Below are 21,137 nucleotides of genomic sequence, written 5' to 3'. Positions count from 1 at the left end.
CAAGGAATACATATGTGTACGTGGGTCAGGGGAGTTCCCGCTTTTCAATGAAAACACCATAGATCGTGGTTAATACACTTACGTTGATCAATGGCACGATTAACATCGATGCAAAAACAACAACCAAAGGGCCTATAAAGGGTATGAAAACCAATAAGATAGCTAAAAACTGCAATACGACTTGAAGAAGTATCAACAGGACAACCACCATTAAAATTGCTCCGTTAGCACCGGAGGTGGCTTTCCAAGCCTCTGATAGTTTGAGTGAATTTCCAACCGCTGCACTCGGCAAAATTGGAGAAACGCGATAGAACGCGACCGTTAAAAAAACAATCAACACAAGCCAAGCAAAAATCCCCACGATGGGAGAGGCTTGCGCAATCAAGCCAACTACGACTACCCCTGGAATCGCTGCAACTGACCCTATAAGCATCAGCAACAACAGCCGTCCAAAATACGCCAGGACTCGATCCGATCTGAACGCAGGAATAAATCCTGTTGGATATTCTTCAAGCAACACAAACCGGTGCCATGACACAACGATCCAAAGCATGGTTGCAAAAATAGTGGTTGCAAAACACAGGATAAAACCAAGAAAAGAGACAGGCGAAACCCCTTCAGGTAACCCATTCGTCTCGCTGATGAGGTCCTCAAACGAAACACCAAATACATAAGTTAGGGCAATAACGACCGCTCCTCCGATCAGAGCAGGTACCAACGAAATCTGAAGTGCTTCTTTCAGATTTCGCGTAACCATCCTAACTGAATGTCCAAAAATTAGCGAACCCAACATCCAAAAACTGCCCTCTCAACCAAAATTTGTTTTCTATCTAACCGTTTCACCCCAATTCTGGTGTTCCGTCAACGCGGATAACTTGCCCCCGTTCACAAAACCCGTTAGGGGCCAAGCGTTCTACGCATAAGGGGAAGTCAGATGTCCGCGCCCAAGAAAGTTGTTCTGGCCTATTCCGGTGGCCTTGATACCTCGATCATTCTGAAATGGTTGCAGACCGAGTATGGTTGTGAGGTCGTAACCTTCACCGCCGACCTGGGTCAGGGTGAGGAACTGGAACCCGCCCGCAAGAAGGCTGAGTTGCTGGGAATCAAGCCCGAGAACATCTATATCGAGGACATCCGCGAGGAGTTCGTCCGCGATTTCGTCTTCCCGATGTTCCGCGCCAACGCACAGTATGAGGGGCTGTACCTGCTGGGCACCTCTATCGCGCGTCCGCTGATCTCGAAGCGTCTGGTTGAAATCGCCAAGGAAACCGGCGCTGATGCCGTGGCCCACGGCGCGACCGGCAAGGGCAATGATCAGGTCCGCTTTGAACTGGCGGCTTATGCGCTGAACCCCGACATCAAAGTGATCGCACCGTGGCGTGAGTGGGACCTGACCAGCCGTACCAAGCTGCTGGAGTTTGCCGAAGCGAACCAAATCCCGATTGCCAAGGACAAACGTGGCGAGGCACCCTTCTCGGTCGATGCCAACCTGCTGCACACCTCGTCCGAGGGTAAGGTACTGGAAGACCCCGCAGATGAGGCGCCCGACTATGTCTATCAGCGCACCGTCCACCCCGAGGACGCTCCGAACGAGCCGGAATTCATCGAGATCGGTTTCGAAAAAGGCGATCCAGTCAGCATCAATGGCGAGGCGATGAGCCCGGCCACAATCCTGACCAAGCTAAACGAATATGGCGGCAAGCACGGTATTGGCCGTCTGGACCTGGTCGAAGGCCGGTTCGTGGGCATGAAATCGCGCGGCATCTATGAAACGCCCGGCGGTACCATCATGCTGGAAGCACATCGTGGGATCGAGTCTATCACCATGGACCGTGGTGCGATGCACCTGAAAGACCAGCTGATGCCGCAATACGCTGAGATGATCTATAACGGCTTCTGGTACAGTCCCGAGCGGGAAATGCTGCAAGCCTCCATCGACAAATCGCAAGAGCATGTCACCGGCACCGTCCGAGTGAAGCTTTATAAGGGTCTGGCCTCGACCGTAGGCCGCTGGTCGGATCATTCGCTTTACTCTGAGGCGCATGTGACCTTTGAGGAAGACGCCGGCGCTTACGATCAAACCGACGCGGCAGGCTTTATCCAGCTGAACGCACTGCGGCTGAAATTGCTGGCCGCGCGCGACAAGCGTCTGTCCAAGTGATCGACGACGACGATATCAACGACGAACTCGATCTGTTCATCGAAGCGCAGGACGCGGTTTGGTCCGACGTCCTGCGCGAATTGGAACAAGGGCAGAAAACCAGCCACTGGATGTGGTTTGTATTTCCGCAATTGGCCGAACTTGGCCGGTCCCACATGGCACAGCTTTACGGGATCGAAGATTTGGATGAGGCCACAGCCTATCTGAATCATCCAGACCTCCGCCAGCGCCTGACCAAGGTTGCAGCGTTGATGTTGCGGCACAAAGGTCGCGATGCCAGCGATATTCTGGGCGGGATTGACGCAAAGAAGCTGCGATCCTCGATGACGTTGTTTTCATCCGTTCCCGGAGCACCACAAGAATTTCAGGCTGTTCTTGATGCCTTTTATGGCGGGCAACCCTGTGAGCGGACTCTGCAAATCCTGCAGATACCGTGACTGTAGGGTCCAGTCGGGTCACCCTTGCACAAGAACCCCCATTTTCTTTACGCATACGTAAATTGTGAAGGGGACAAAGATGCTTCAGGACATCGCCGATGGAATTCAGAAGGGTCTGAATGGCAAGGGCTTTGACGGTTCGCTGAAATTCGATTGTGGCGCGGATGGCGTGATTGTTCTGGCTGACAACACTGCCTCGACCGAAGATCGTGAGACGGACTGCACCATCCGTATCTCGCGTGAGAACCTGACCAGATTGCTGACGGGAAAACTAAATCCGATGACCGGGGTGGCAATGGGCAAGCTTAAGATCTCGGGCAATATGGGTGTGGCAATGAAACTGGGTCAGTTGCTCGGCTAAGACGATAAACTCGTCTCACCACCGCGTGACAAATCATGTCAGCGGATTGCGCCGACACCCAAGTCAGGGCAGCCTGATCCTGAAAGGAGACCTGCCATGACCCGGACGACCTATCTCGATTTCGTCAAACCGACTCTTCTTTTCATGCTGATTGCCCTCGCCGCCCTGTTGCGCGCCGCGCCCGCACCTGCTGCGGGGACCGAGACTTTGACGGTGGCCGGGGGCTGTTTCTGGTGCGTCGAATCCGATTTCGAATCTGTACCAGGGGTGATCGGGGCCGTATCGGGGTATACTGGCGGCAAAGCCGCCAACCCAACATACAGTCAGGTCACCAAAGGCGGCACCGGGCACTATGAAGCCGTGCAGATCACCTTTGACCCTACGCGTGTTTCTCGTGAAACCTTGCTGAATATGTTCTTCCGTTCCGTCGACCCAACGGATGCAGGCGGCCAGTTCTGTGATCGCGGCAACAGTTATAGGACGGCTATTTTTGTCTCTGACGCTGGGGATCGGGCCGTCGCAGAGCGCGCTAAAACCAATGCCCAGAACGCTTTGGGTCAACAGATTGTCACGCCGATCCTGCAGCAAGGTGCATTCTATCCGGCTGAAGCATACCATCAGGATTACTACAAAGGCACCAAGCTGGTTCTTACCCGTTTTGGCCCCAAGAAACAGGCGAATGCATACAAAGCTTATCGCAAGGCCTGCGGACGTGATGCCCGAGTAAAGCAGCTCTGGGGCAGCGACGCGCCCTTCGCCGGTTCTTAATCGAGCTGCGCTTCGCGCACTTCTTTTAAATCCGGGATTACATCCGCTGTTCCGTGCCGCATGACCATCAGGGCTGCGGCGCGATTTGCTTGCTGAATGGCCTGCGCCATTGGCATCCCTCGATCCATCCCGGCAAGGACGTAACCCGTAAAAGTATCGCCTGCGCCAGTCGTATCCACGGCCTGTACTTTGTGGGCCGGAAAATCTGACGCTGCGCCGCCGTGGTAGTACCGCGCGCCTTTGGACCCCAAAGTGACAATAACGTGCTCGACGTCGATACCCGTCACCGACTGTCCAGTGGTTTCGCGCAATTGTTCTGCTTCAACCTCATTCAGGATCAGAAATTCCAAATAGGGCAGCACGGCCTGCACTGCCTCGGCCTGAAACGGGGCGGCGGCATAACAGACCGTTACACCCAGCTCGCGCCCCATCTTTGCAGCCTCGATCTGCAAGTTGGTTTCATTCTGCATTACCAGAAGGTCGCCCCGGGAAGCTGACGATAGGGCCTGTCCTAACTGATCCTTAGACACGGCATGGTTCGCGCCCTGAAACAGGATGATGTTGTTTTCACCCTGCGCATCAACCGCAATTATGGCATGGCCGGTGGGAACCTGTGCCTCGGAAACATAGCGTGTATCGACGCCATATTCGGTCAGACGATCCTGCGCCCAGCGCCCATCCTGCCCAACAGCCCCGATATGCGCCACACGAGCGCCAGCACGTGCGGCAGCCACCGACATATTCGCACCCTTGCCGCCAAGAAAACGGCCTAGCCCGTTCGCGGAAAGGGTCTCTCCGGATCTGGGCAGGTGCGGAACGTCGTAAATCATGTCCGCGTTGATCGAGCCGAGGTTCCAAATGGTCATCGCTTACCCAATATCGCAGGAGGCCAGGATAGCCATGTTCAGGATGTCATTCGCCGTCGAAACGGTCGAACAGATCTGGATCGGTTTGTCGACGCCCGTCAGGATGGGGCCAATAACCGTGGCACCGCCCATTTCCTGCATCAGCTTGGTGGAAATCGAGGCAGAATGGCGGGCTGGAACAATCAAGATATTCGCCGGACCAGTAAGACGTTGAAACGGATAGGCCGCTTGTTGATCCACGTTCAGGGCCACGTCTACGGTCATCTCGCCCTCGTACTCGAAATCCACACCGCGTTGGTCAAGAACAGCAGGAGCACGGTGCATCTTCTCGGCACGTTCAGAAACCGGATAGCCGAAGGTTGAGAAGCTGACAAAAGCCGCGCGCGGTTCCAACCCCATATGACGCGCAACTGCGGCTGAGCGTTCAGCGATATTGGCTAGATCATTTTCATCCGGCCATTCGTGCACCAACGTATCGCCAATCAGAACAATCCGACCTTTGTGCAACAGCGCCGTCACACCCACAGCCCCATGAGCAGCGTCAGCGTCGAAAACGTGACTGATCCGATCCAGCACATGCGCCGATTTACGCGTAGCCCCCGTTACCAGACCGTCTGCATGGCCATGGGCCAGCATCAGCGACGAGAACACATGCCGGTCACGCGCCGCGAGACGATGAATGTCCTTTCGATCAAACCCCCGGCGCTGCAACCGCTGATACAGAAAATCTTTATATGCCTCGAGGTGTGTGGTGTTGGCGGCATTTACAACCTCAAGCTCTCGCACGGCATCGCCCAGACCGGCCTCTTCCAGCTTGACCTTCACATCTTCCTGACGACCGACGACCAGCGCTTTACCGAAACCCGATCGCTGATAGGTCACAGCGGCACGCAGTACGCGGGGGTCGTCGCCCTCGGCAAAGATCATCCGGCTTTGCGCCTGACGCGCACGAGCGTTCAGGCCGCGCAGGATGCTTGCTGTCGGGTCCATGCGCGATTTGAGGCTCAGCTCATAAGCCTCCATATCGATGATCGGACGTCTGGCAGCGCCGGTATCCATTCCAGCCTTGGCGACTGCTGGCGGGATGCGGTGGATCAGGCGTGGATCAAACGGCGTTGGAATGATGTAGTCGCGACCAAAAGTCAGCGACTTACCATAGGCCATGGCGACCTCATCCGGCACATCCTCACGCGCCAGATTTGCCAATGCATGCGCACAAGCGATCTTCATTTCATCATTGATAGCGCGGGCGTGAATATCCAGCGCACCCCGGAACAGATAGGGGAAGCCCAAGACGTTGTTGACCTGATTGGGATAGTCGCTGCGGCCGGTGGCAACGATGGCATCTACACGGACTTCATGCGCCTCTTCCGGCGTGATCTCAGGATCGGGGTTCGCCATGGCGAAAATCACTGGGTTGTCGGCCATGCTGGCAACCATATCCTGCGTAACCGCCCCTTTGACCGAAACACCCAGGAATACGTCTGCGCCCTTCATTGCATCCTCAAGCGAGCGTAAATCCGTGGTGACCGCGTGGGCCGATTTCCATTGGTTCATACCTTCGGTTCGACCTTGGTAGATCACGCCTTTGGTGTCACAAACAATGCAATTTTCATGCCGTGCGCCCATCGACTTGAGCAGCTCGATACAGGCAATCCCCGCAGCACCCGCACCGTTCAGAACGATCTTCACGTCTTCGATCTTCTTGCCTGAAATATGCAGTGCGTTGATCAGACCCGCTGCGCAGATCACCGCTGTGCCGTGCTGATCATCATGGAAGACGGGGATGTCCATCTCTTCCTTCAGGCGCTGTTCGATGATGAAACACTCGGGCGCCTTGATGTCTTCCAAATTGATGCCACCAAAGGTCGGCCCCATCAGTTTTACCGCGCGACAGAATTCATCCGGGTCTTCGGTGTCCAGCTCGATATCGATCGAGTTCACGTCGGCAAACCGTTTGAAAAGGACTGATTTCCCCTCCATCACCGGTTTCGAGCCCAAAGCGCCCAGATTGCCAAGCCCTAAAACCGCCGTCCCGTTCGAGATCACGGCGACCAGATTACCCTTGTTGGTATAGTCATAGGCGGTCTCGGGCGCTTCGGCGATTGCTTCACAAGGAACAGCGACACCGGGACTATAAGCCAGCGACAGATCGCGCTGGGTCGTCATTGGAACTGTTGCTTGTACCTCCCACTTGCCGGGAGTGGGGTCCAGGTGAAAGGCCAGAGCCTCTTCGTCAGTGATCTTGGTTTTAGGCATGGTGGGCGTCGTTTCTTTTTGTTCGGTGCTTTTGCCTCTTACCTCAGCCCCCGCCCGTTCTCAACGAGATTGCGTTTTCGCCTTTCGTCACACCGGGGGGATTTGTAAGGTCGCGCCCGGAACACGCCAGAAAGGGACCGCCTTGTCCACAGTCACGCCAATGATGGCGCAATATCTCGAAATCAAAGAGGCCCACGCCGATGCCCTGTTGTTCTATCGCATGGGTGACTTTTACGAGATGTTTTTCGAGGACGCCGTCAACGCCGCCGAGGCGCTGGATATCGCCCTGACCAAGCGCGGCAAACACAACGGAACAGATATTCCGATGTGCGGCGTGCCGGTCCACTCTGCCGAGGGCTATCTGCTGACCTTGATCCGTAAAGGGTTTCGCGTGGCCGTCTGTGAACAAATGGAAAGTCCTGCTGAGGCGAAGAAAAGAGGCTCTAAATCGGTGGTAAAGCGTGATGTTGTGCGTCTTGTGACGCCCGGCACGCTGACCGAGGATGCCTTGCTCGAAGCCCGCCGCCACAACTTTCTGGCTGCCTACGCTGAGGTCAGAGATGAGGTTGCGTTAGCCTGGGCCGATATCTCGACCGGCGCGTTTCACGTGATGCCGTTGACCTCTGTTCGCCTTAGCCCGGAATTGGCGCGATTGGCTCCTTCCGAACTGATCGTAGCCGACGGATCCCACCAACCCTTGCAGGAACCCGTCCACGATCTTGGGATCTCGCTAACGCCTATCGGACGCGCCAGTTTCGACAGCACGGCGGCGGAAAAACGTATCTGCGGGCTGTTTCACGTGGGTGCTCTGGACGCGTTCGGAAGTTTTAACCGCGCAGAAATCTCAGCCATGGGTGCGCTGATCGACTATCTGGAGATCACACAAAAAGGCAAACTGCCCCTTCTACAAACGCCGTTGAAGGAATCCGAAGACCGCGTCGTTCAGATCGACGCCGCCACGCGCCGCAATCTGGAACTGACCCGATCCCTGTCCGGCGGTCGCGCCGGATCGCTGCTTTCCGTGGTCGATCGAACTGTGACACCCGGTGGCGCAAGGCTATTGGAACAGCGGCTATCCAGCCCCTCACGCAATCTGGATGTGATCCACGCTAGGCTGGACGCAGTGTCATTCGCCGCCGAGGACAGCCTAACCGCCTCAGACTTGCGCGAAGCTTTGCGAAAAACACCCGATTTGGATCGGGCGTTGTCCCGGCTATCACTGGATCGCGGCGGCCCCCGCGATCTGGCCGCCATCCGCAATGGGCTGGTTCAAGCCGCAGCAATTGCTGAAGTTTGCGAAAGTCAGGATCTACCGGTCCTACTGGCCACCGCCCTGCAAAACCTTATTGGCTTTGACGATCTGCTGAACCTGTTGGACGAGGCGCTTGTTGCCGAACCACCCCTTATGGCGCGCGACGGTGGCTTCATCGCCCCTGGTTTCGAACCCGAGCTGGACGAGGCGCGCACCCTTCGCGACGAAGGTCGTTCGGTCATCGCCGGGTTTCAGCAAAAATATGCGGAACACACCGGCATCACTTCGTTGAAGATCAAGCATAACAACGTTCTGGGCTATTTTATCGAAACCACTGCCACTCATGCCGAGAAGATGCTGAACCCGCCCTTCAGCGAAACCTATATTCACCGCCAAACCACCGCTAACCAGGTGCGGTTTACGACCGTAGAACTGTCAGAGATCGAGACTCGTATTCTAAACGCAGGAAATCTGGCTCTTGAAATCGAAAAGCGGCTCTATCAAAGGCTTTCTGATGGGATTCTGGCCCTTGCCGCACGCCTCAATCAAGCCGCCCGAGGATTGGCTGAGCTGGATTTGACCACCGCGCTGGCCGATTTGGCGCAAGGGGAAAACTGGTGTCGTCCGCAGGTCGATGCATCGCGCGATTTCAACGTGCAAGGCGGTCGCCATCCGGTAGTGGAGCACGCCCTTCGACAGCAAAACGGCGATGCCTTCATTGCCAATGACTGTGACCTCAGCGCCGAACTAGGTGCCGCTATTTGGTTGCTGACCGGCCCGAACATGGCCGGTAAGTCTACCTTCCTGCGCCAAAACGCTCTGATCGCACTGCTGGCGCAGATGGGCAGCTATGTTCCAGCCGAAAAGGCACATATCGGCGTGGTCAGCCAGCTGTTCAGCCGCGTCGGTGCGTCGGACGATTTGGCCCGCGGTCGCTCGACTTTTATGGTCGAGATGGTCGAAACCGCCGCCATTCTCAATCAGGCCGATGACCGCGCGTTGGTGATCCTTGACGAAATCGGTCGCGGAACGGCCACCTATGACGGACTGTCCATCGCCTGGGCCACGCTGGAACACCTTCACGCTAGCAACCAGTGCCGTGCCTTATTTGCCACCCACTATCACGAACTGACTGCTCTGGCCGGGAAACTGGAAGGCGTCGAAAATGCCACGGTCGCGGTCAAAGAGTGGGAAGGAGAAGTCATTTTCCTACATGAAGTCCATAAAGGTGCCGCCGACCGGTCTTATGGCGTGCAGGTCGCACAATTGGCTGGCCTACCGGCTTCTGTGGTCGAACGGGCTCGTATCGTATTGGACCAACTGGAGAAGACCGAGCGCGAAGGCGGTAAACAAAAGGCACTGATCGATGATCTGCCCCTGTTCTCAGCCGCGCCACCACCTCCTCCACCCGCGCCAAAGGCGTCACCGGTCACAGATATGCTGAACGACGTGTTGCCCGACGAGCTGACCCCACGGGAGGCGCTGGATCTGATCTATCAACTGAAAGAGGCGGCCAGAACCTGACCGCCTCAAAAATTCTCAGAGCTTGAAGCCGCTTAGCTTGCAGGTGTCGAAGAAACGCCAACCTGCGCCGGGCGCAGCAGGCGATCGTGCAGCATGAATCCTTCGGCCGAAACCTGAATGATGTCGCCTGCGCGGGTACCAGGAACCGGGGCTTCGAACATTGCTTCATGCACATTCGGGTCAAAGCGATCACCAACTTCGGGTGTGATCACCTCGATCCCGTGCTTCTGGAACACGTCCTTCAACGCGCGCATGGTCAGTTCCACGCCTTCAATCAAGCCGGCCGCCACTTCTTTTTGTTCGTCTGTTGCAGCCTCAAGCGCACGCTTCATGTTGTCATAGACCGGCAGCATGTCACGGGCCAGCTTCGATCCGCCGTACTGTTCGGCATCTCGGCGTGCTTTGTCACCACGCTTGCGCGCATTCTCGGCATCGGCCAATGCGCGCATGAACTTGTCTTTGTAATCGTCGCGCTCAGCGCGCAACTCATCCAGCTCTAATGCTTCCCCGGCAATCTCGGCAAATTCCTCGGCCAGTTCTTCCGCCTCGGCGGTTGCGATATCGTCCAGAAAATCTTCGTCTTTGGGTTCTGCCATCTCTTACCCTCTAGCTCCGGTCGGATATCAGCTTACCGACCAGTTGCGCCGTATAATCCACGATCGGCACGATCCGTCCATAATTTAGACGCGTGGGTCCGATGACCCCAACCGCACCGATTACCTTTCGATCAGCGTTCATATATGGAGACACCACCAAAGAGGAACCCGAAAGTGAGAAAAGTTTGTTCTCAGACCCGATAAAAATGCGAACACCCTCGCCCTCTTCAGTCAATTCCAAGAATTCGGCAATGTCTCGCTTTCGTTCCAGATCGTCAAACAGGGTCCGGATTCGATCCAACTCCTCAGCTTCGCCCGACTCACCCAGCAGATTCGCCCGCCCTCGAACAATCAGACGGGCCGAGTCGCCGTCATCGCCGTCCCAAGCCGCGATGCCACTTTCCACCATCGCGCGCGCGAGAACATCAATCTCTTGCTTATGAGCGTCGATCTGCGTCTGCATTTGCCGCCGTACTTCACTGAGAGTCCGCCCCTCGATCAGAGCGTTCAGGAAATTCGCAGCTTCGCGCATTGAACTGGGTGTCTGTCCCGGGGGCGGTGTAAACAGGCGGTTTTCAACATGGCCATCTGCAAAAACCAAAACCACCAATGCCCGGTCATGAGCCAGAGAAACAAATTCGATATGCTTGATCTCGGTCTCGTGTTTAGGGGTCAGTACCAGCGACGCCCCATGTGTCACGTGTGACAAAGCCGCCCCGACGCGATCCAGCATACCACCAACATCGCCAGCGTTAGAGCCTAATGTCTGGTCCAATTTCTTTCGATCATCCGCACCCAGATCGCCAACTTCCAGCAACCCGTCCACAAACATCCGCAGCCCTTGTTGCGTTGGAATTCGGCCAGCTGAGACATGCGGACTATCTAGCAGACCCAAAAACTCCAAATCCTGCATTACGTTTCGCACGGTTGCGGCGCTTACTTTTTCAGACAAGGTGCGGGTCAAGGTACGGCTGCCGACCGGCTCACCGCTGTCCAGATAACTCTCGACAATCAACCGGAACACCTCACGTGACCGGTCATTCATCTCGTCTAGAATTTTGCTCGCTTCGCTCATCGGCGGTCCCTTGCTGGATCGTCATTAAATCGCAGGCAAACGAAAGGTCAATCGGGGTTGCATCGTAAGGCACGAGGGCGTTATCCCCAACCCAGCAAACAAAGGATTTTCCATGCGACCCTCAGGACGTGATCTAAATGAAATGCGCGCCGTTTCAATTGAAACCGGCTTTACCAAACATGCCGAAGGTTCCTGCCTGATCAAAGTTGGCGACACCCATGTGCTGTGCACAGCCACGATCGAAGATCGTGTGCCGCCCTTCATCAAAGGTTCCGGGCTGGGCTGGGTCACCGCCGAGTATGGTATGCTGCCCCGCGCAACCAACACGCGGATGCGTCGCGAAGCCGCCAGTGGCAAGCAAGGCGGTCGTACCGTTGAAATCCAGCGCCTGATCGGCCGTGCGTTGCGCGCTGGCGTGGACCGGGTCGCCCTGGGTGAACGTCAGATCACCGTGGACTGCGATGTGATCCAGGCCGATGGCGGTACCCGCTGTGCATCGATCACCGGTGGATGGATAGCGCTGCGCCTAGCGGTGAATAAGCTGATGAAAGCAGGCGATGTCATCTCGGACCCTTTGTTAGACCCTGTTGCGGCCGTTTCCTGTGGGATTTATGCAGGCCAGCCCGTGCTGGATCTGGACTATCCAGAAGACAGTGAAGCGGGCGTTGACGGCAACTTTATCATGACCGGCTCCGGCAAGCTGATCGAAGTACAAATGAGTGCCGAAGGCTCCGTGTTTAGCCGCACCCAGATGGATCAACTGATGGATTTGGCTGAAAAAGGTGTTGCCGAGCTGGTTGCCGCCCAAAAGGCCGCAACTGCATGACCCGCAAGTTCGACGGCGACAAGTTACTGGTAGCCACGCACAACAAGGGCAAACTTGAGGAGATGGCACATCTCCTCGAACCCTTTGGTGTCACTGTTGTGGGCGCGGGCGAAATGAACCTTCCCGAACCGGAGGAGACTGAAGATACTTTCGTCGGAAACGCTCGGATCAAGGCGCATGCCGCTGCCAAGGCCACCGGCCTGCCCGCCCTGTCGGACGATTCCGGGATTACCATCGATGCGCTTGACGGTGCGCCCGGCGTTTACACGGCCGATTGGGCCGAAACCGGAGAAGGCCGCGATTTCCTAATGGCCATGACACGTGCGCACAATGAGCTGGAGGCGAAGAACGCGGCACACCCGCGAACCGCTCAGTTCCGTAGTACGTTGGTTCTCGCCTGGCCTGACGGTCATGATGAAGTGTTCGAAGGCGTTGCTCCGGGCCATCTGGTTTGGCCCATCCGAGGCGAAGGCGGTTTCGGCTATGACCCGATGTTTGTCCCTGAAGGCCATGACATTACCTTTGCTGAGATGGATCGCTGGGAAAAGAACAAAATCAGCCATCGTGGTCGCGCGGTTGAGATGTTCGTGAAAGGCTGTTTTGGCGGATGATTGGCGCAACGGGGGCTTCGGCCTTTACGTTCATTGGCCTTTTTGCGAGGCCAAATGCCCCTATTGCGACTTTAACAGTCATGTATCAAAGAAAATTGATCAAAAACAATGGCTTAATTCGTATCTGAGCGAATTACACCGCTCAGCCGCCGAAACCCCCGACCGCGTCCTTAACACAATCTTCTTCGGTGGCGGTACGCCCTCACTTATGGACCCCGACACGGTCTCTGCAGTGATCGACGCGGCTCGCGCGCTCTGGCGGCCTGCCAACGATATGGAAATCACACTTGAGGCCAACCCAGGATCGGTCGAGGCCGGCCGGTTCGCGGCTTATCGCGACGCCGGCGTAAATCGCATCTCGATGGGTGTTCAGGCGTTGAACGACGAAGACCTGCGTCGACTGGGCCGCATTCATACCGTTGCAGAAGCCCGCGCGGCATTCGAAATCGCTCGAGGTTGCTTTGATCGGGTCAGTTTCGACCTGATCTACGCTAGGCAACATCAGACCTTAGATGCTTGGCGCGCAGAATTGACCGAGGCGCTGTCTATGGCCGTTGATCATTTGTCGCTTTACCAGTTGACCATCGAAGAAGGCACCGCCTTTGGCGACCGGTATGCCATCGGCAAGCTGCGCGGCCTGCCTGAAGATGACAGCGCAGCCGACATGTATTTGGCCACGCAAGAGATTTGCGAAGCGCATGGTCTGCCAGCATATGAGATTTCAAACCACGCCCGTCCTGGTTCGGAATCACAACACAACCTGATCTACTGGCGCTATGGCGATTACGTCGGGATTGGGCCCGGAGCGCACGGACGAATCACACTCGACGGTCAAAAACTGGCAACCGAAACCTACCTGTCACCGAATGCGTGGTTGACCGCGGCTAGCAACGGTAGTGGGGAAAAAGAGCGTACGGTTCTTTCTACGCAAGATCAGGCCAAGGAATACCTTATGATGGGGTTGAGGGTTGTTGAAGGCCTATATATTGATCGCTTCAATAATTTGTCTGATCATCCGCTTCCACACGACAAACTCGCAGACTTGGTAGAATTGGGCGTGGTTGAACAAGCGGACGGCCGTCTGGCTGCTACAAAGGCTGGACGTGCTGTTCTGAATGCGGTGATCCGGGAATTATTGGAATAGATGATGCAATATTTCTGGGCTGCTTTGGGATTGATCTGCGTTGGGCTTGCTGTCGTGGGAATCGCCCTGCCCCTCTTGCCCACAGTGCCCTTCCTTTTGTTGGCGGCCTTTTTCTTCGCGCGATCTTCGTCTCGTTTGCACAATTGGCTGATCACACATAGAACTTTCGGGCCAATGATCGTGGATTGGCAAACCTCTGGCGCCATACGTCCAAGCGCAAAAAAGGCGGCTACTCTTTCAGTTGCCGCCGTATTCGGTTTGTCTATCCTGCTCGCCTTGCCTTCCCACGTTCTGATCATTCAGGCTGTGGTTCTAAGCTGCGTCATGATCTTTATCTGGACCCGGCCTAACGGCTGAGTTTGGCACAAAGATCATCCAGCTGATCCAGGTTCTCATAGGTTAAAACAACCTGCCCAGTTTCCGTTCCAGCCTTGTGATTGATGGCAACCTTCATCGCAAGAATTGCCGAAAGGTCTTTTTCCAGCGCCCGTGTATCGGCATCCTTGCCGGCATCAAGGTTACGTGAGCGCGGCGCTGATTTTGCCGGATCTGCCTGCTGTTTCTTTACAAGCGCCTCAGTAGCACGCACGGACAGCCCATCCCTCACTACTATTTTCGCAAGTTCTGATGGGTTTTCTGCCGTAATCAGTGCTCGCGCATGACCAGCTGACAGCTTTCCTTCGATCACCAATGTTTGAATATCCATCGGCAGCGAAAGCAGGCGAAGCAAATTTGCAATATGACTGCGGCTTTTCCCAAGCGCTTCAGCCAGCTTTTCTTGTGTATGACCAAAACGATCCATGAGCTGCTTGTAGCCAGCAGCCTCTTCAACCGCATTCAGGTCAGCGCGTTGAATGTTTTCGATGATCGCGACTTCGAGGACTTCGGTATCGTCAAAATCACGAACCACAACCGGAATATTATGCAGCTGAGCCATCTGAGCGGCTCTCCAGCGGCGTTCACCGGCGACAATTTCGTATTGGCCCCCAGAAACCTCACGCACGATGAGAGGTTGAATGATACCTTTTTCTTTTACAGAAGCCGCAAGCTCTTCCAGTTGTTCCGACGAAAAAGTTCTGCGTGGCTGGTTAGGGTTAGCCCGCAGCTTTTCAATTGGCACTTTCATGTCAGGTCGGCGCGGTTCAGATGAGGCCAAACCCCCGGCTTCCTGCGTTACATCGGCCATCAGGGCTGATAAACCTCGGCCCAAACCTCTGGGTTTTGATTTTTTTGCAGTCACTGCGCCCTCCTCACTGCCACTCAAGCGGCGGCATTTTTATTTTTATGTATGACTTCACGAGCCAAGTGCCGATACGCCATCGCCCCCAATGACCCCGAATCATATTGCAGAACAGGTAACGCATACGACGGTGCCTCACTGACCCGCACATTTCTGGGTATTTTGGTTTTAAATACCATCTCACCCAGATTGTCACGCGCATCCTTTTCGACCTGACGGGACAAGTTGTTGCGGTTGTCATACATAGTCAACACAACACCTTCGATTCTGAGGTCTGGGTTCGCGGTTTGCCGGACCTCTCGAATGGTCAGCATAAGCTGCGAAAGCCCTTCTAGGGCAAAAAACTCGCTTTGCAGCGGAACCAAGACGGAATGAGCTGCCACCATCGCATTCACCGTCAACAAATTCAGTGAAGGTGGGCAGTCTATCAGAACGAAATCCAACTCAAACTTATCAATAGCCGTTTGACGCAAAGCGTCATGCAACAAATAGCTGCGTTTTTCATTGGAAATCAATTCAATGTCGGCGGAACTCAGGTCAACAGTCGCAGGAACAACAAATAGCCCTTCAATGTCCGTCTCCTGTAACACCGCCTCTAGCGGGGCTTCGTCCAGGATAAGATCGTAAGTGGTCCAATCCCTATCTTCTACGCCCAGCCCTGTTGAAGCATTGCCTTGGGGATCAAGATCAACAACCAGAACCCTGCAACCCGCTTCGGCAAGCCCCGCGGCAAGGTTTATCGCTGTTGTTGTTTTTCCCACCCCTCCCTTTTGATTGGCAACCGCAATAATCCGGGGCCCTGAGGGACGAGACAGATCAACCACGCGATACTCCTTTGATCCTTAGAATAACAGCTTGAGGTTCAGTTAAACTTGTAATCGGCTCACAATCGAATTTCCATTCCTCCTGCGCTCCTTCAAGCTCTTTTTTCCAGTTTGCTCCTTTAGGCAACAGCGCAATACCCAGATGTTCTAAATGTCTGTCGCAAAAGGACAATAGCGTTTTTAGCTCAGCCAAGGCGCGCGCCGTTAGGACATCAGCACCTAAAGGATCCAAGTCTTCGATTCGTCTTGAAATTACGTTACATTTTACACCGCACTCTCGTGCAACATTCCGCAAGAATGCAGATTTTCTTTGATCACTCTCAACGAACGTAAATTGCGCGTGTGGCGCCTTTTCAACAGCCATGATTGCACAAACCATGCCTGGAAAGCCCCCTCCGCTGCCCAAATCAACCCAGTTCTGAAATTCATCTGCGCAATGGAAAACTTGTGCGGAATCCAGGATATGTCTCGACCATATGTCTTTAAGACTATTCCGAGAAACTAAGTTTATCTTGGGGTTCCAGCGTTGAACCAAACTCACATAAGTTTCAAGCCGATCCAATGTTTCACGTGAAACATCAAATCCGCTCAACACCTCTGAACTCATGCTTTCCGCACTTTCTGTTCCCGTCTCAGTTTTGCCAGCAACAAAGTAAGTGCGGCTGGCGTTACGCCATCCACCCGAGCGGCCTGAGCAATGTTCAGCGGCCTAGCTTGTGTAAGCTTCTGTGTGACCTCGGAAGACAAACCATCCAACTTGGAAAAGTCAAAATCCCTTGGAATCTCGTAAGATTCGTCGCGTTTCATGGCTTCGACATCTTTTTGCTGCCGTGCGATGTAGTTTGCGTATAGCGCATCCCGCTCGACCTGAAGTCGTATTTCCGCGTCAACTTCCTCTAATCCCGGCACAAGTGGGAAAAGGTCGTCAAACGCAACATCCGGAAACGCCAAAAGCGCCATCCCGTCCCTGCGATTACCGTCCTGGTTTACATTGATTCCCACGCTTCGTACTTCTTTCGGAGTATATGTGCGATCCATCAACTTCGATTTAGCGGCGGTCAACCTATCCATCTTACTTTCAAAATGGGTCTTCCGCGTTTCACTGACGCATCCAAGATCAATTCCTAAGGGCGTTAACCTTTGATCGGCGTTGTCAGCGCGCAGAGATAAACGGAATTCCGCGCGCGAGGTGAACATACGGTACGGCTCTGCCACCCCGCGTGTCGTTAAGTCATCGATCATCACACCGATATAGCTGTCTGCGCGCGTGAAATGCACTGGATCACGACCCAAAATGCTCAGAGCCGCGTTCAACCCAGCCACAAGACCTTGAGCAGCGGCTTCCTCATACCCTGTTGTTCCATTGATTTGACCAGCAAGATACAAGCCGGGCGCTTCTGGCAGCGACAAAGATGAAGTCAATACCCGAGGGTCCACGTAATCGTATTCAATCGCGTAGCCGGGCTGCAGGATTACGGCGTTTTCCAGCCCCTTAATGGACCGGACATAGTCAAGCTGCACATCTTGCGGCAAAGACGTGGAAATGCCGTTGGGATAGATCGTGTGGTCGTTAACCCCTTCGGGTTCCAAGAAAATCTGATGGGATTCCTTGTCGGAAAACCGAACGATCTTGTCTTCGATAGACGGGCAATAGCGGGGACCGACACCATCGATATGCCCCCCGTACATTGCTGACCTAGACAGGTTTTTTTCGATGATTTCATGAGTTTTTGCGTTTGTATGCGTAATTCCGCAAGAAATCTGAGGCGCGGAAATTGAACTGGACAGAAAAGAGAACAGTGTAGGATCATCGTCGCCGTCCTGACGCTCAAGGTCTGCCCAATCTATTGTTCGTCCATCTAACCTTGGCGGTGTACCGGTTTTCAAACGCCCCAATGGCAAATCAAAACTGTCCAGACGTTCCGCCAGTTTGACAGAAGGGCGGTCTCCCATTCGTCCGCCTGGTTTAGAAACGTCACCGATATGAATGACACCGCGTAGAAAGGTACCAGACGTAAGTATGACTGCACCTGCGCGAAGCTCCGAACCGTCAACCATTTTTATTCCTACGACTTTCGGCCCATCCATCAGAAAATCAACAACTTCTCCGACGATGACGGATAGGTGCTCCTGCGCCTTTGTCTCTTTCTGCATAACAGAGCGATACAATGCGCGGTCTGCCTGAGTTCTGGGGCCTTGAACAGCAGGGCCTTTTCGACGGTTCAACAAGCGAAATTGAATACCAGCCTGGTCAGCCACCCGCCCCATAACGCCGTCTAGTGCATCGATTTCACGCACCAAATGCCCTTTACCAAGGCCACCAATGGCGGGATTACAGGACATAACGCCGATGTCCTGCGCCGACAGCGTCACCAATGCTGTTTCAGCACCCATCCGAGCGGACGCATGCGCAGCCTCAGTACCAGCATGGCCAGCGCCAATGACCACCACATCAAACTTTGAATGTTTCACGTGAAACACTCCTTACTTTCCAAGGCAGAAGCTGGAGAATATTTCGTCCAGCAGGTCTTCGACCCCTATTCTACCGACCAATGTTTCAAGAGAGCGGATCGCTGTACGTAGTTCTTCTGCCGCAATATCATATAAGTCTGGTCCTGATTCCAGAACCCTTATCGCGGCAAGTAAAGACGTGCTGGCATCCATCAGCGCCACGCGATGTCGTTCTCGCGTTGCTATACCATGACTAGTGGATCGTTGCTTCAGGACACTAGATATATGCGATATCAGTCGATCAATCCCATACCCCGTTTTCCCGGAGATCCCATCTAAAGTATCACCACGAAGGTCAGCTTTTGGTAAAAGCTGAATGTCGCCATCGACCAAGAGAACACCCAACTCCTCAGGGTTTTCTGTTAGAAACACTCTCAGATCAGCCGCTTCCGCTCGTCTCCGAGCGAGCTCTATCCCAAGGTTTTCAACATGATCCTCGGTTTCTCGCAAACCAGCTGTGTCTAGAAGAGTAACCGGAAGTCCGCCAAGATCCATACGAACTTCAATCACATCGCGAGTCGTACCCGCGTATTCCGAAGTGATTGCAGCTTCTCGTCCTGCCAAGGCATTCAACAAAGTGGACTTACCGGCATTTGGTAAGCCTACAATCGCCACTTCAAAACCGTTTCGAATACGCTCGGCGATTTTAACGCCTTCCGCTTCGCGCTTCAGATCTTGCAGGACGCCGCCCACCAGCTTTTCAACCTCAGGCGTGACGTCGGTCGGTACTTCCTCATCTGCGAAGTCAATCACAGCTTCCAACAAAGATGCCGCACGGATCAGATCCCGACGCCATCTTTCAGCTAAGTTTCCAAGCGCGCCGGCCAAAATAGTCTGGGCTTGTTTCCGCTGCGCCTCGGTTTCCGCGTCGATCAGATCAGCCAGACCTTCGACTTGCGTAAGATCCATCTTGCCGTTTTCTAGCGCTCGCCGCGTGAATTCTCCTGGCTCAGCAAGCCGTAGACCGTCTTTGTCGGACAGATATCTCATCACTGAGTTTACAGCTGCCGTGCTGCCATGAATCTGCAATTCAGCCACATCTTCGCCCGTGAAACTCGCTGGGGACTGGAACGTCAGAACCAGCCCGTCGTCCAACCGTGATCCGTCACTTGCATACAGTGACCTAACCCGCATGCCGCGGGCAGGCAGAGAACCGTCAGTCAAATCAGCCGCAGCAGAATGCGCCAAGGGACCAGAGAGGCGTATGACCGCCACCCCTGCTTTGCCTTGTGCGCTGGCCAAGGCGAATATCGTATCCATTCGAAGGCCTCGCTTAGGTCTAAGACCTGTGTCAGGTATTCATCGAATCGAAGAATTCACCGTTTGTCTTCGTCTGTTTCAACTTGGACAACAGGAATTCGATTGCGTCGGTGGTACCCATCGGATTGAGGATGCGGCGCAGAACGAAGGTCTTAGCCAGATCGCCCTTGTCGACCAGCAAGTCCTCTTTCCGCGTACCGGACTTGAGAATGTCGATCGCCGGGAACACGCGCTTGTCTGCAATCTTACGATCCAGAACGATTTCCGAGTTACCGGTGCCTTTGAATTCTTCAAAGATTACTTCGTCCATCCGGCTACCGGTATCGATCAGCGCGGTTGCAATGATGGTCAGCGAGCCGCCTTCTTCAATGTTCCGCGCCGCACCGAAGAAGCGCTTTGGTCTTTGCAGGGCGTTTGCATCGACACCACCGGTCAGAACTTTACCCGAAGATGGCACCACGGTGTTAAACGCCCTACCAAGTCTTGTGATCGAATCGAGAAGAATAACAACATCTCGTTTATGTTCGACCAAACGCTTGGCTTTTTCGATGACCATTTCCGACACGGCCACGTGGCGGGTTGCCGGTTCGTCGAAGGTGGAAGATACAACCTCACCCTTCACCGAACGCTGCATATCCGTCACTTCTTCCGGCCGTTCGTCAATCAGCAGGACGATCAGGTAGCACTCGGGATGGTTCTGTTCGATAGAATGCGCGATGTTCTGCAGGATCACCGTCTTACCCGTCCGCGGCGGTGCCACGATCAGCGAACGCTGGCCTTTACCGATCGGCGCAACCAGATCGATTACGCGGGCAGACTTGTCCTTGATGGTCGGGTCCTCGATCTCCATCTTCAGGCGCTCATCCGGATAAAGCGGCGTCAGGTTGTCGAACAGGATCTTGTGCTTTGCCTTTTCAGGATCTTCAAAGTTGATCTTGGTGACCTTGGTCAGCGCAAAGTAGCGCTCACTATCATCAGGCGCTTTGATTTCACCTTCGACAGTGTCACCGGTGCGCAAGGAATGCTGGCGGATCATCTCTGGCGATACATAGATGTCATCTGGACCCGGTAGATAGTTCGCTTCGGGCGAGCGCAAAAAGCCAAAACCATCCTGCAAAACTTCCAGAACGCCATCACCACTGACAGTCCAGCCGTCATCCGCGCGTTCGCGCAGGATCTGGAACATCATCTCGCCTTTCCGCATGGTCGAGGCGTTTTCGATTTCCAGCTCTTCGGCCATCGCCAGAAGGTCTTTTGGGCTTTTGGCCTTTAGGTCGGCCAGATTCAGGGTTTCAGTTGTCATGATATATACCTTCACCGCTAGCACCGCGGCACGAAGTGGAAATTCAGTACGGAAGATACGCCGCCCGGACGGGCGTGTTACCGGATAATTATGCGCTTAGTGACCAAGAGTCAAACAGC

20 protein-coding genes are annotated in these 21,137 nt (G+C 54.6%); 9 read left to right on the top strand and 11 right to left on the bottom strand.

What is annotated here, in order from left to right; translation table 11 throughout:
- Positions 1–25: 25 nt before the first annotated feature.
- Positions 26–757 (bottom strand): hypothetical protein, encoded by a 732-nt coding sequence (locus ACR0L3_RS11350; protein ID WP_480745834.1) that lies wholly within the window; start codon positions 755–757, stop codon positions 26–28.
- A gap of 177 nt (positions 758–934) precedes the next feature.
- Here ACR0L3_RS11350 and ACR0L3_RS11345 point away from each other — a divergent pair, with 177 nt between their 5' ends.
- The 4 genes from ACR0L3_RS11345 (at position 935) to msrA (ending at position 3,727) form a co-directional block, all read left to right on the top strand.
- The gene (locus ACR0L3_RS11345) at positions 935–2,161 is read left to right on the top strand and encodes an argininosuccinate synthase (RefSeq protein ID WP_480745833.1); all 1,227 of its coding nucleotides are present in this window, start codon (positions 935–937) and stop codon (positions 2,159–2,161) included.
- Positions 2,158–2,598 (top strand): DUF1810 domain-containing protein, encoded by a 441-nt coding sequence (locus ACR0L3_RS11340; RefSeq protein ID WP_480745832.1) that lies wholly within the window; start codon positions 2,158–2,160, stop codon positions 2,596–2,598. Before ACR0L3_RS11345 ends, ACR0L3_RS11340 begins: the two co-directional genes overlap by 4 nt.
- 79 nt (positions 2,599–2,677) lie before the next feature.
- On the top strand, positions 2,678–2,959 hold the full coding sequence (locus ACR0L3_RS11335) for an SCP2 sterol-binding domain-containing protein (protein WP_480745831.1): 282 nt from the start codon (positions 2,678–2,680) through the stop codon (positions 2,957–2,959).
- Between the two features lie 96 nt (positions 2,960–3,055).
- Positions 3,056–3,727, top strand: coding sequence for a peptide-methionine (S)-S-oxide reductase MsrA (gene msrA / locus ACR0L3_RS11330; RefSeq protein ID WP_480745830.1), 672 nt, complete (start codon positions 3,056–3,058; stop codon positions 3,725–3,727).
- Here the strand turns inward: msrA and ACR0L3_RS11325 are convergent.
- Complete coding sequence (locus tag ACR0L3_RS11325) at positions 3,724–4,593, bottom strand: ribokinase (protein ID WP_480745829.1); 870 nt, start codon at positions 4,591–4,593, stop codon at positions 3,724–3,726. The two genes, msrA and ACR0L3_RS11325, sit on opposite strands and share 4 nt — an antisense overlap.
- 3 nt (positions 4,594–4,596) lie before the next feature.
- Positions 4,597–6,852, bottom strand: coding sequence for an NADP-dependent malic enzyme (locus ACR0L3_RS11320; protein WP_480745828.1), 2,256 nt, complete (start codon positions 6,850–6,852; stop codon positions 4,597–4,599).
- Between the two features lie 160 nt (positions 6,853–7,012).
- Between ACR0L3_RS11320 and mutS the strand changes: the two genes are divergently transcribed.
- Positions 7,013–9,628 carry a DNA mismatch repair protein MutS gene (gene mutS, locus ACR0L3_RS11315; protein WP_480746102.1) on the top strand — a complete coding sequence of 872 codons (2,616 nt, stop codon included), beginning with the start codon at positions 7,013–7,015 and terminating at the stop codon, positions 9,626–9,628.
- 32 nt (positions 9,629–9,660) lie between these two features.
- Here mutS and ACR0L3_RS11310 read toward each other — a convergent pair whose 3' ends face one another.
- A complete protein-coding gene (locus ACR0L3_RS11310; RefSeq protein WP_480745827.1) occupies positions 9,661–10,224 on the bottom strand; it encodes a nucleotide exchange factor GrpE in 564 nt (187 codons plus the stop codon).
- Between the two features lie 10 nt (positions 10,225–10,234).
- On the bottom strand, positions 10,235–11,299 hold the full coding sequence (gene hrcA, locus ACR0L3_RS11305) for a heat-inducible transcriptional repressor HrcA (protein ID WP_480745826.1): 1,065 nt from the start codon (positions 11,297–11,299) through the stop codon (positions 10,235–10,237).
- A 112-nt stretch (positions 11,300–11,411) separates the two neighbouring features.
- Here hrcA and rph point away from each other — a divergent pair, with 112 nt between their 5' ends.
- From rph to ACR0L3_RS11285, 4 genes are read left to right on the top strand one after another with little or no spacing between them, the layout of a single operon-like run.
- Positions 11,412–12,125 (top strand): ribonuclease PH, encoded by a 714-nt coding sequence (gene rph, locus ACR0L3_RS11300; protein ID WP_480745825.1) that lies wholly within the window; start codon positions 11,412–11,414, stop codon positions 12,123–12,125.
- Positions 12,122–12,736 (top strand): RdgB/HAM1 family non-canonical purine NTP pyrophosphatase, encoded by a 615-nt coding sequence (gene rdgB / locus ACR0L3_RS11295; RefSeq protein ID WP_480745824.1) that lies wholly within the window; start codon positions 12,122–12,124, stop codon positions 12,734–12,736. The genes rph and rdgB overlap by 4 nt, the downstream gene beginning before the upstream one ends.
- Positions 12,726–13,880, top strand: coding sequence for a radical SAM family heme chaperone HemW (gene hemW, locus ACR0L3_RS11290; RefSeq protein ID WP_480745822.1), 1,155 nt, complete (start codon positions 12,726–12,728; stop codon positions 13,878–13,880). The genes rdgB and hemW overlap by 11 nt, the downstream gene beginning before the upstream one ends.
- Positions 13,881–13,883: 3 nt before the next feature.
- Positions 13,884–14,237 (top strand): YbaN family protein, encoded by a 354-nt coding sequence (locus ACR0L3_RS11285; RefSeq protein WP_480745821.1) that lies wholly within the window; start codon positions 13,884–13,886, stop codon positions 14,235–14,237.
- Here ACR0L3_RS11285 and ACR0L3_RS11280 read toward each other — a convergent pair.
- The 6 genes from ACR0L3_RS11280 to rho are packed head-to-tail and all read right to left on the bottom strand — an operon-like array spanning position 14,227 to position 21,018.
- Complete coding sequence (locus ACR0L3_RS11280; RefSeq protein WP_480745820.1) at positions 14,227–15,120, bottom strand: ParB/RepB/Spo0J family partition protein; 894 nt, start codon at positions 15,118–15,120, stop codon at positions 14,227–14,229. The genes ACR0L3_RS11285 and ACR0L3_RS11280 overlap by 11 nt on opposite strands.
- Before the next feature lie 20 nt (positions 15,121–15,140).
- On the bottom strand, positions 15,141–15,944 hold the full coding sequence (locus ACR0L3_RS11275; RefSeq protein ID WP_480745819.1) for a ParA family protein: 804 nt from the start codon (positions 15,942–15,944) through the stop codon (positions 15,141–15,143).
- Positions 15,937–16,551: a 16S rRNA (guanine(527)-N(7))-methyltransferase RsmG gene (rsmG, locus tag ACR0L3_RS11270; RefSeq protein WP_480745818.1), complete on the bottom strand. Its 615-nt coding sequence runs from the start codon at positions 16,549–16,551 to the stop codon at positions 15,937–15,939. The genes ACR0L3_RS11275 and rsmG overlap by 8 nt, the downstream gene beginning before the upstream one ends.
- Complete coding sequence (mnmG, locus tag ACR0L3_RS11265) at positions 16,548–18,416, bottom strand: tRNA uridine-5-carboxymethylaminomethyl(34) synthesis enzyme MnmG (protein ID WP_480745817.1); 1,869 nt, start codon at positions 18,414–18,416, stop codon at positions 16,548–16,550. The genes rsmG and mnmG overlap by 4 nt, the downstream gene beginning before the upstream one ends.
- A gap of 12 nt (positions 18,417–18,428) precedes the next feature.
- Positions 18,429–19,715, bottom strand: a complete 1,287-nt coding sequence (gene mnmE, locus ACR0L3_RS11260; RefSeq protein WP_480745816.1) for a tRNA uridine-5-carboxymethylaminomethyl(34) synthesis GTPase MnmE — start codon at positions 19,713–19,715, stop codon at positions 18,429–18,431.
- A 31-nt stretch (positions 19,716–19,746) separates the two neighbouring features.
- Positions 19,747–21,018: a transcription termination factor Rho gene (gene rho, locus ACR0L3_RS11255; RefSeq protein ID WP_480745815.1), complete on the bottom strand. Its 1,272-nt coding sequence runs from the start codon at positions 21,016–21,018 to the stop codon at positions 19,747–19,749.
- Positions 21,019–21,137: the final 119 nt, after the last annotated feature.

It is taken from the genome of Ruegeria sp. CK1 (assembly GCF_056536545.1).
Note: the sequence above shows the minus strand (reverse complement) of the source record. Positions and strands in the feature narration are given on the sequence as shown.

Coding starts and splice junctions, on each gene's coding strand:
- rho (WP_480745815.1), bottom strand. CDS start 21,018: ATGACAACTGAAACCCTGAATCTGGCCGACCTAAAGGCCAAAAGCCCA.
- msrA (WP_480745830.1), top strand. CDS start 3,056: ATGACCCGGACGACCTATCTCGATTTCGTCAAACCGACTCTTCTTTTC.
- mnmE (WP_480745816.1), bottom strand. CDS start 19,715: ATGGATACGATATTCGCCTTGGCCAGCGCACAAGGCAAAGCAGGGGTG.
- rsmG (WP_480745818.1), bottom strand. CDS start 16,551: ATGAGTTCAGAGGTGTTGAGCGGATTTGATGTTTCACGTGAAACATTG.
- ACR0L3_RS11325 (WP_480745829.1), bottom strand. CDS start 4,593: ATGACCATTTGGAACCTCGGCTCGATCAACGCGGACATGATTTACGAC.
- hrcA (WP_480745826.1), bottom strand. CDS start 11,299: ATGAGCGAAGCGAGCAAAATTCTAGACGAGATGAATGACCGGTCACGT.
- rph (WP_480745825.1), top strand. CDS start 11,412: ATGCGACCCTCAGGACGTGATCTAAATGAAATGCGCGCCGTTTCAATT.
- ACR0L3_RS11350 (WP_480745834.1), bottom strand. CDS start 757: ATGGTTACGCGAAATCTGAAAGAAGCACTTCAGATTTCGTTGGTACCT.
- ACR0L3_RS11345 (WP_480745833.1), top strand. CDS start 935: ATGTCCGCGCCCAAGAAAGTTGTTCTGGCCTATTCCGGTGGCCTTGAT.
- ACR0L3_RS11285 (WP_480745821.1), top strand. CDS start 13,884: ATGCAATATTTCTGGGCTGCTTTGGGATTGATCTGCGTTGGGCTTGCT.
- mutS (WP_480746102.1), top strand. CDS start 7,013: ATGATGGCGCAATATCTCGAAATCAAAGAGGCCCACGCCGATGCCCTG.
- rdgB (WP_480745824.1), top strand. CDS start 12,122: ATGACCCGCAAGTTCGACGGCGACAAGTTACTGGTAGCCACGCACAAC.
- ACR0L3_RS11320 (WP_480745828.1), bottom strand. CDS start 6,852: ATGCCTAAAACCAAGATCACTGACGAAGAGGCTCTGGCCTTTCACCTG.
- ACR0L3_RS11310 (WP_480745827.1), bottom strand. CDS start 10,224: ATGGCAGAACCCAAAGACGAAGATTTTCTGGACGATATCGCAACCGCC.
- ACR0L3_RS11335 (WP_480745831.1), top strand. CDS start 2,678: ATGCTTCAGGACATCGCCGATGGAATTCAGAAGGGTCTGAATGGCAAG.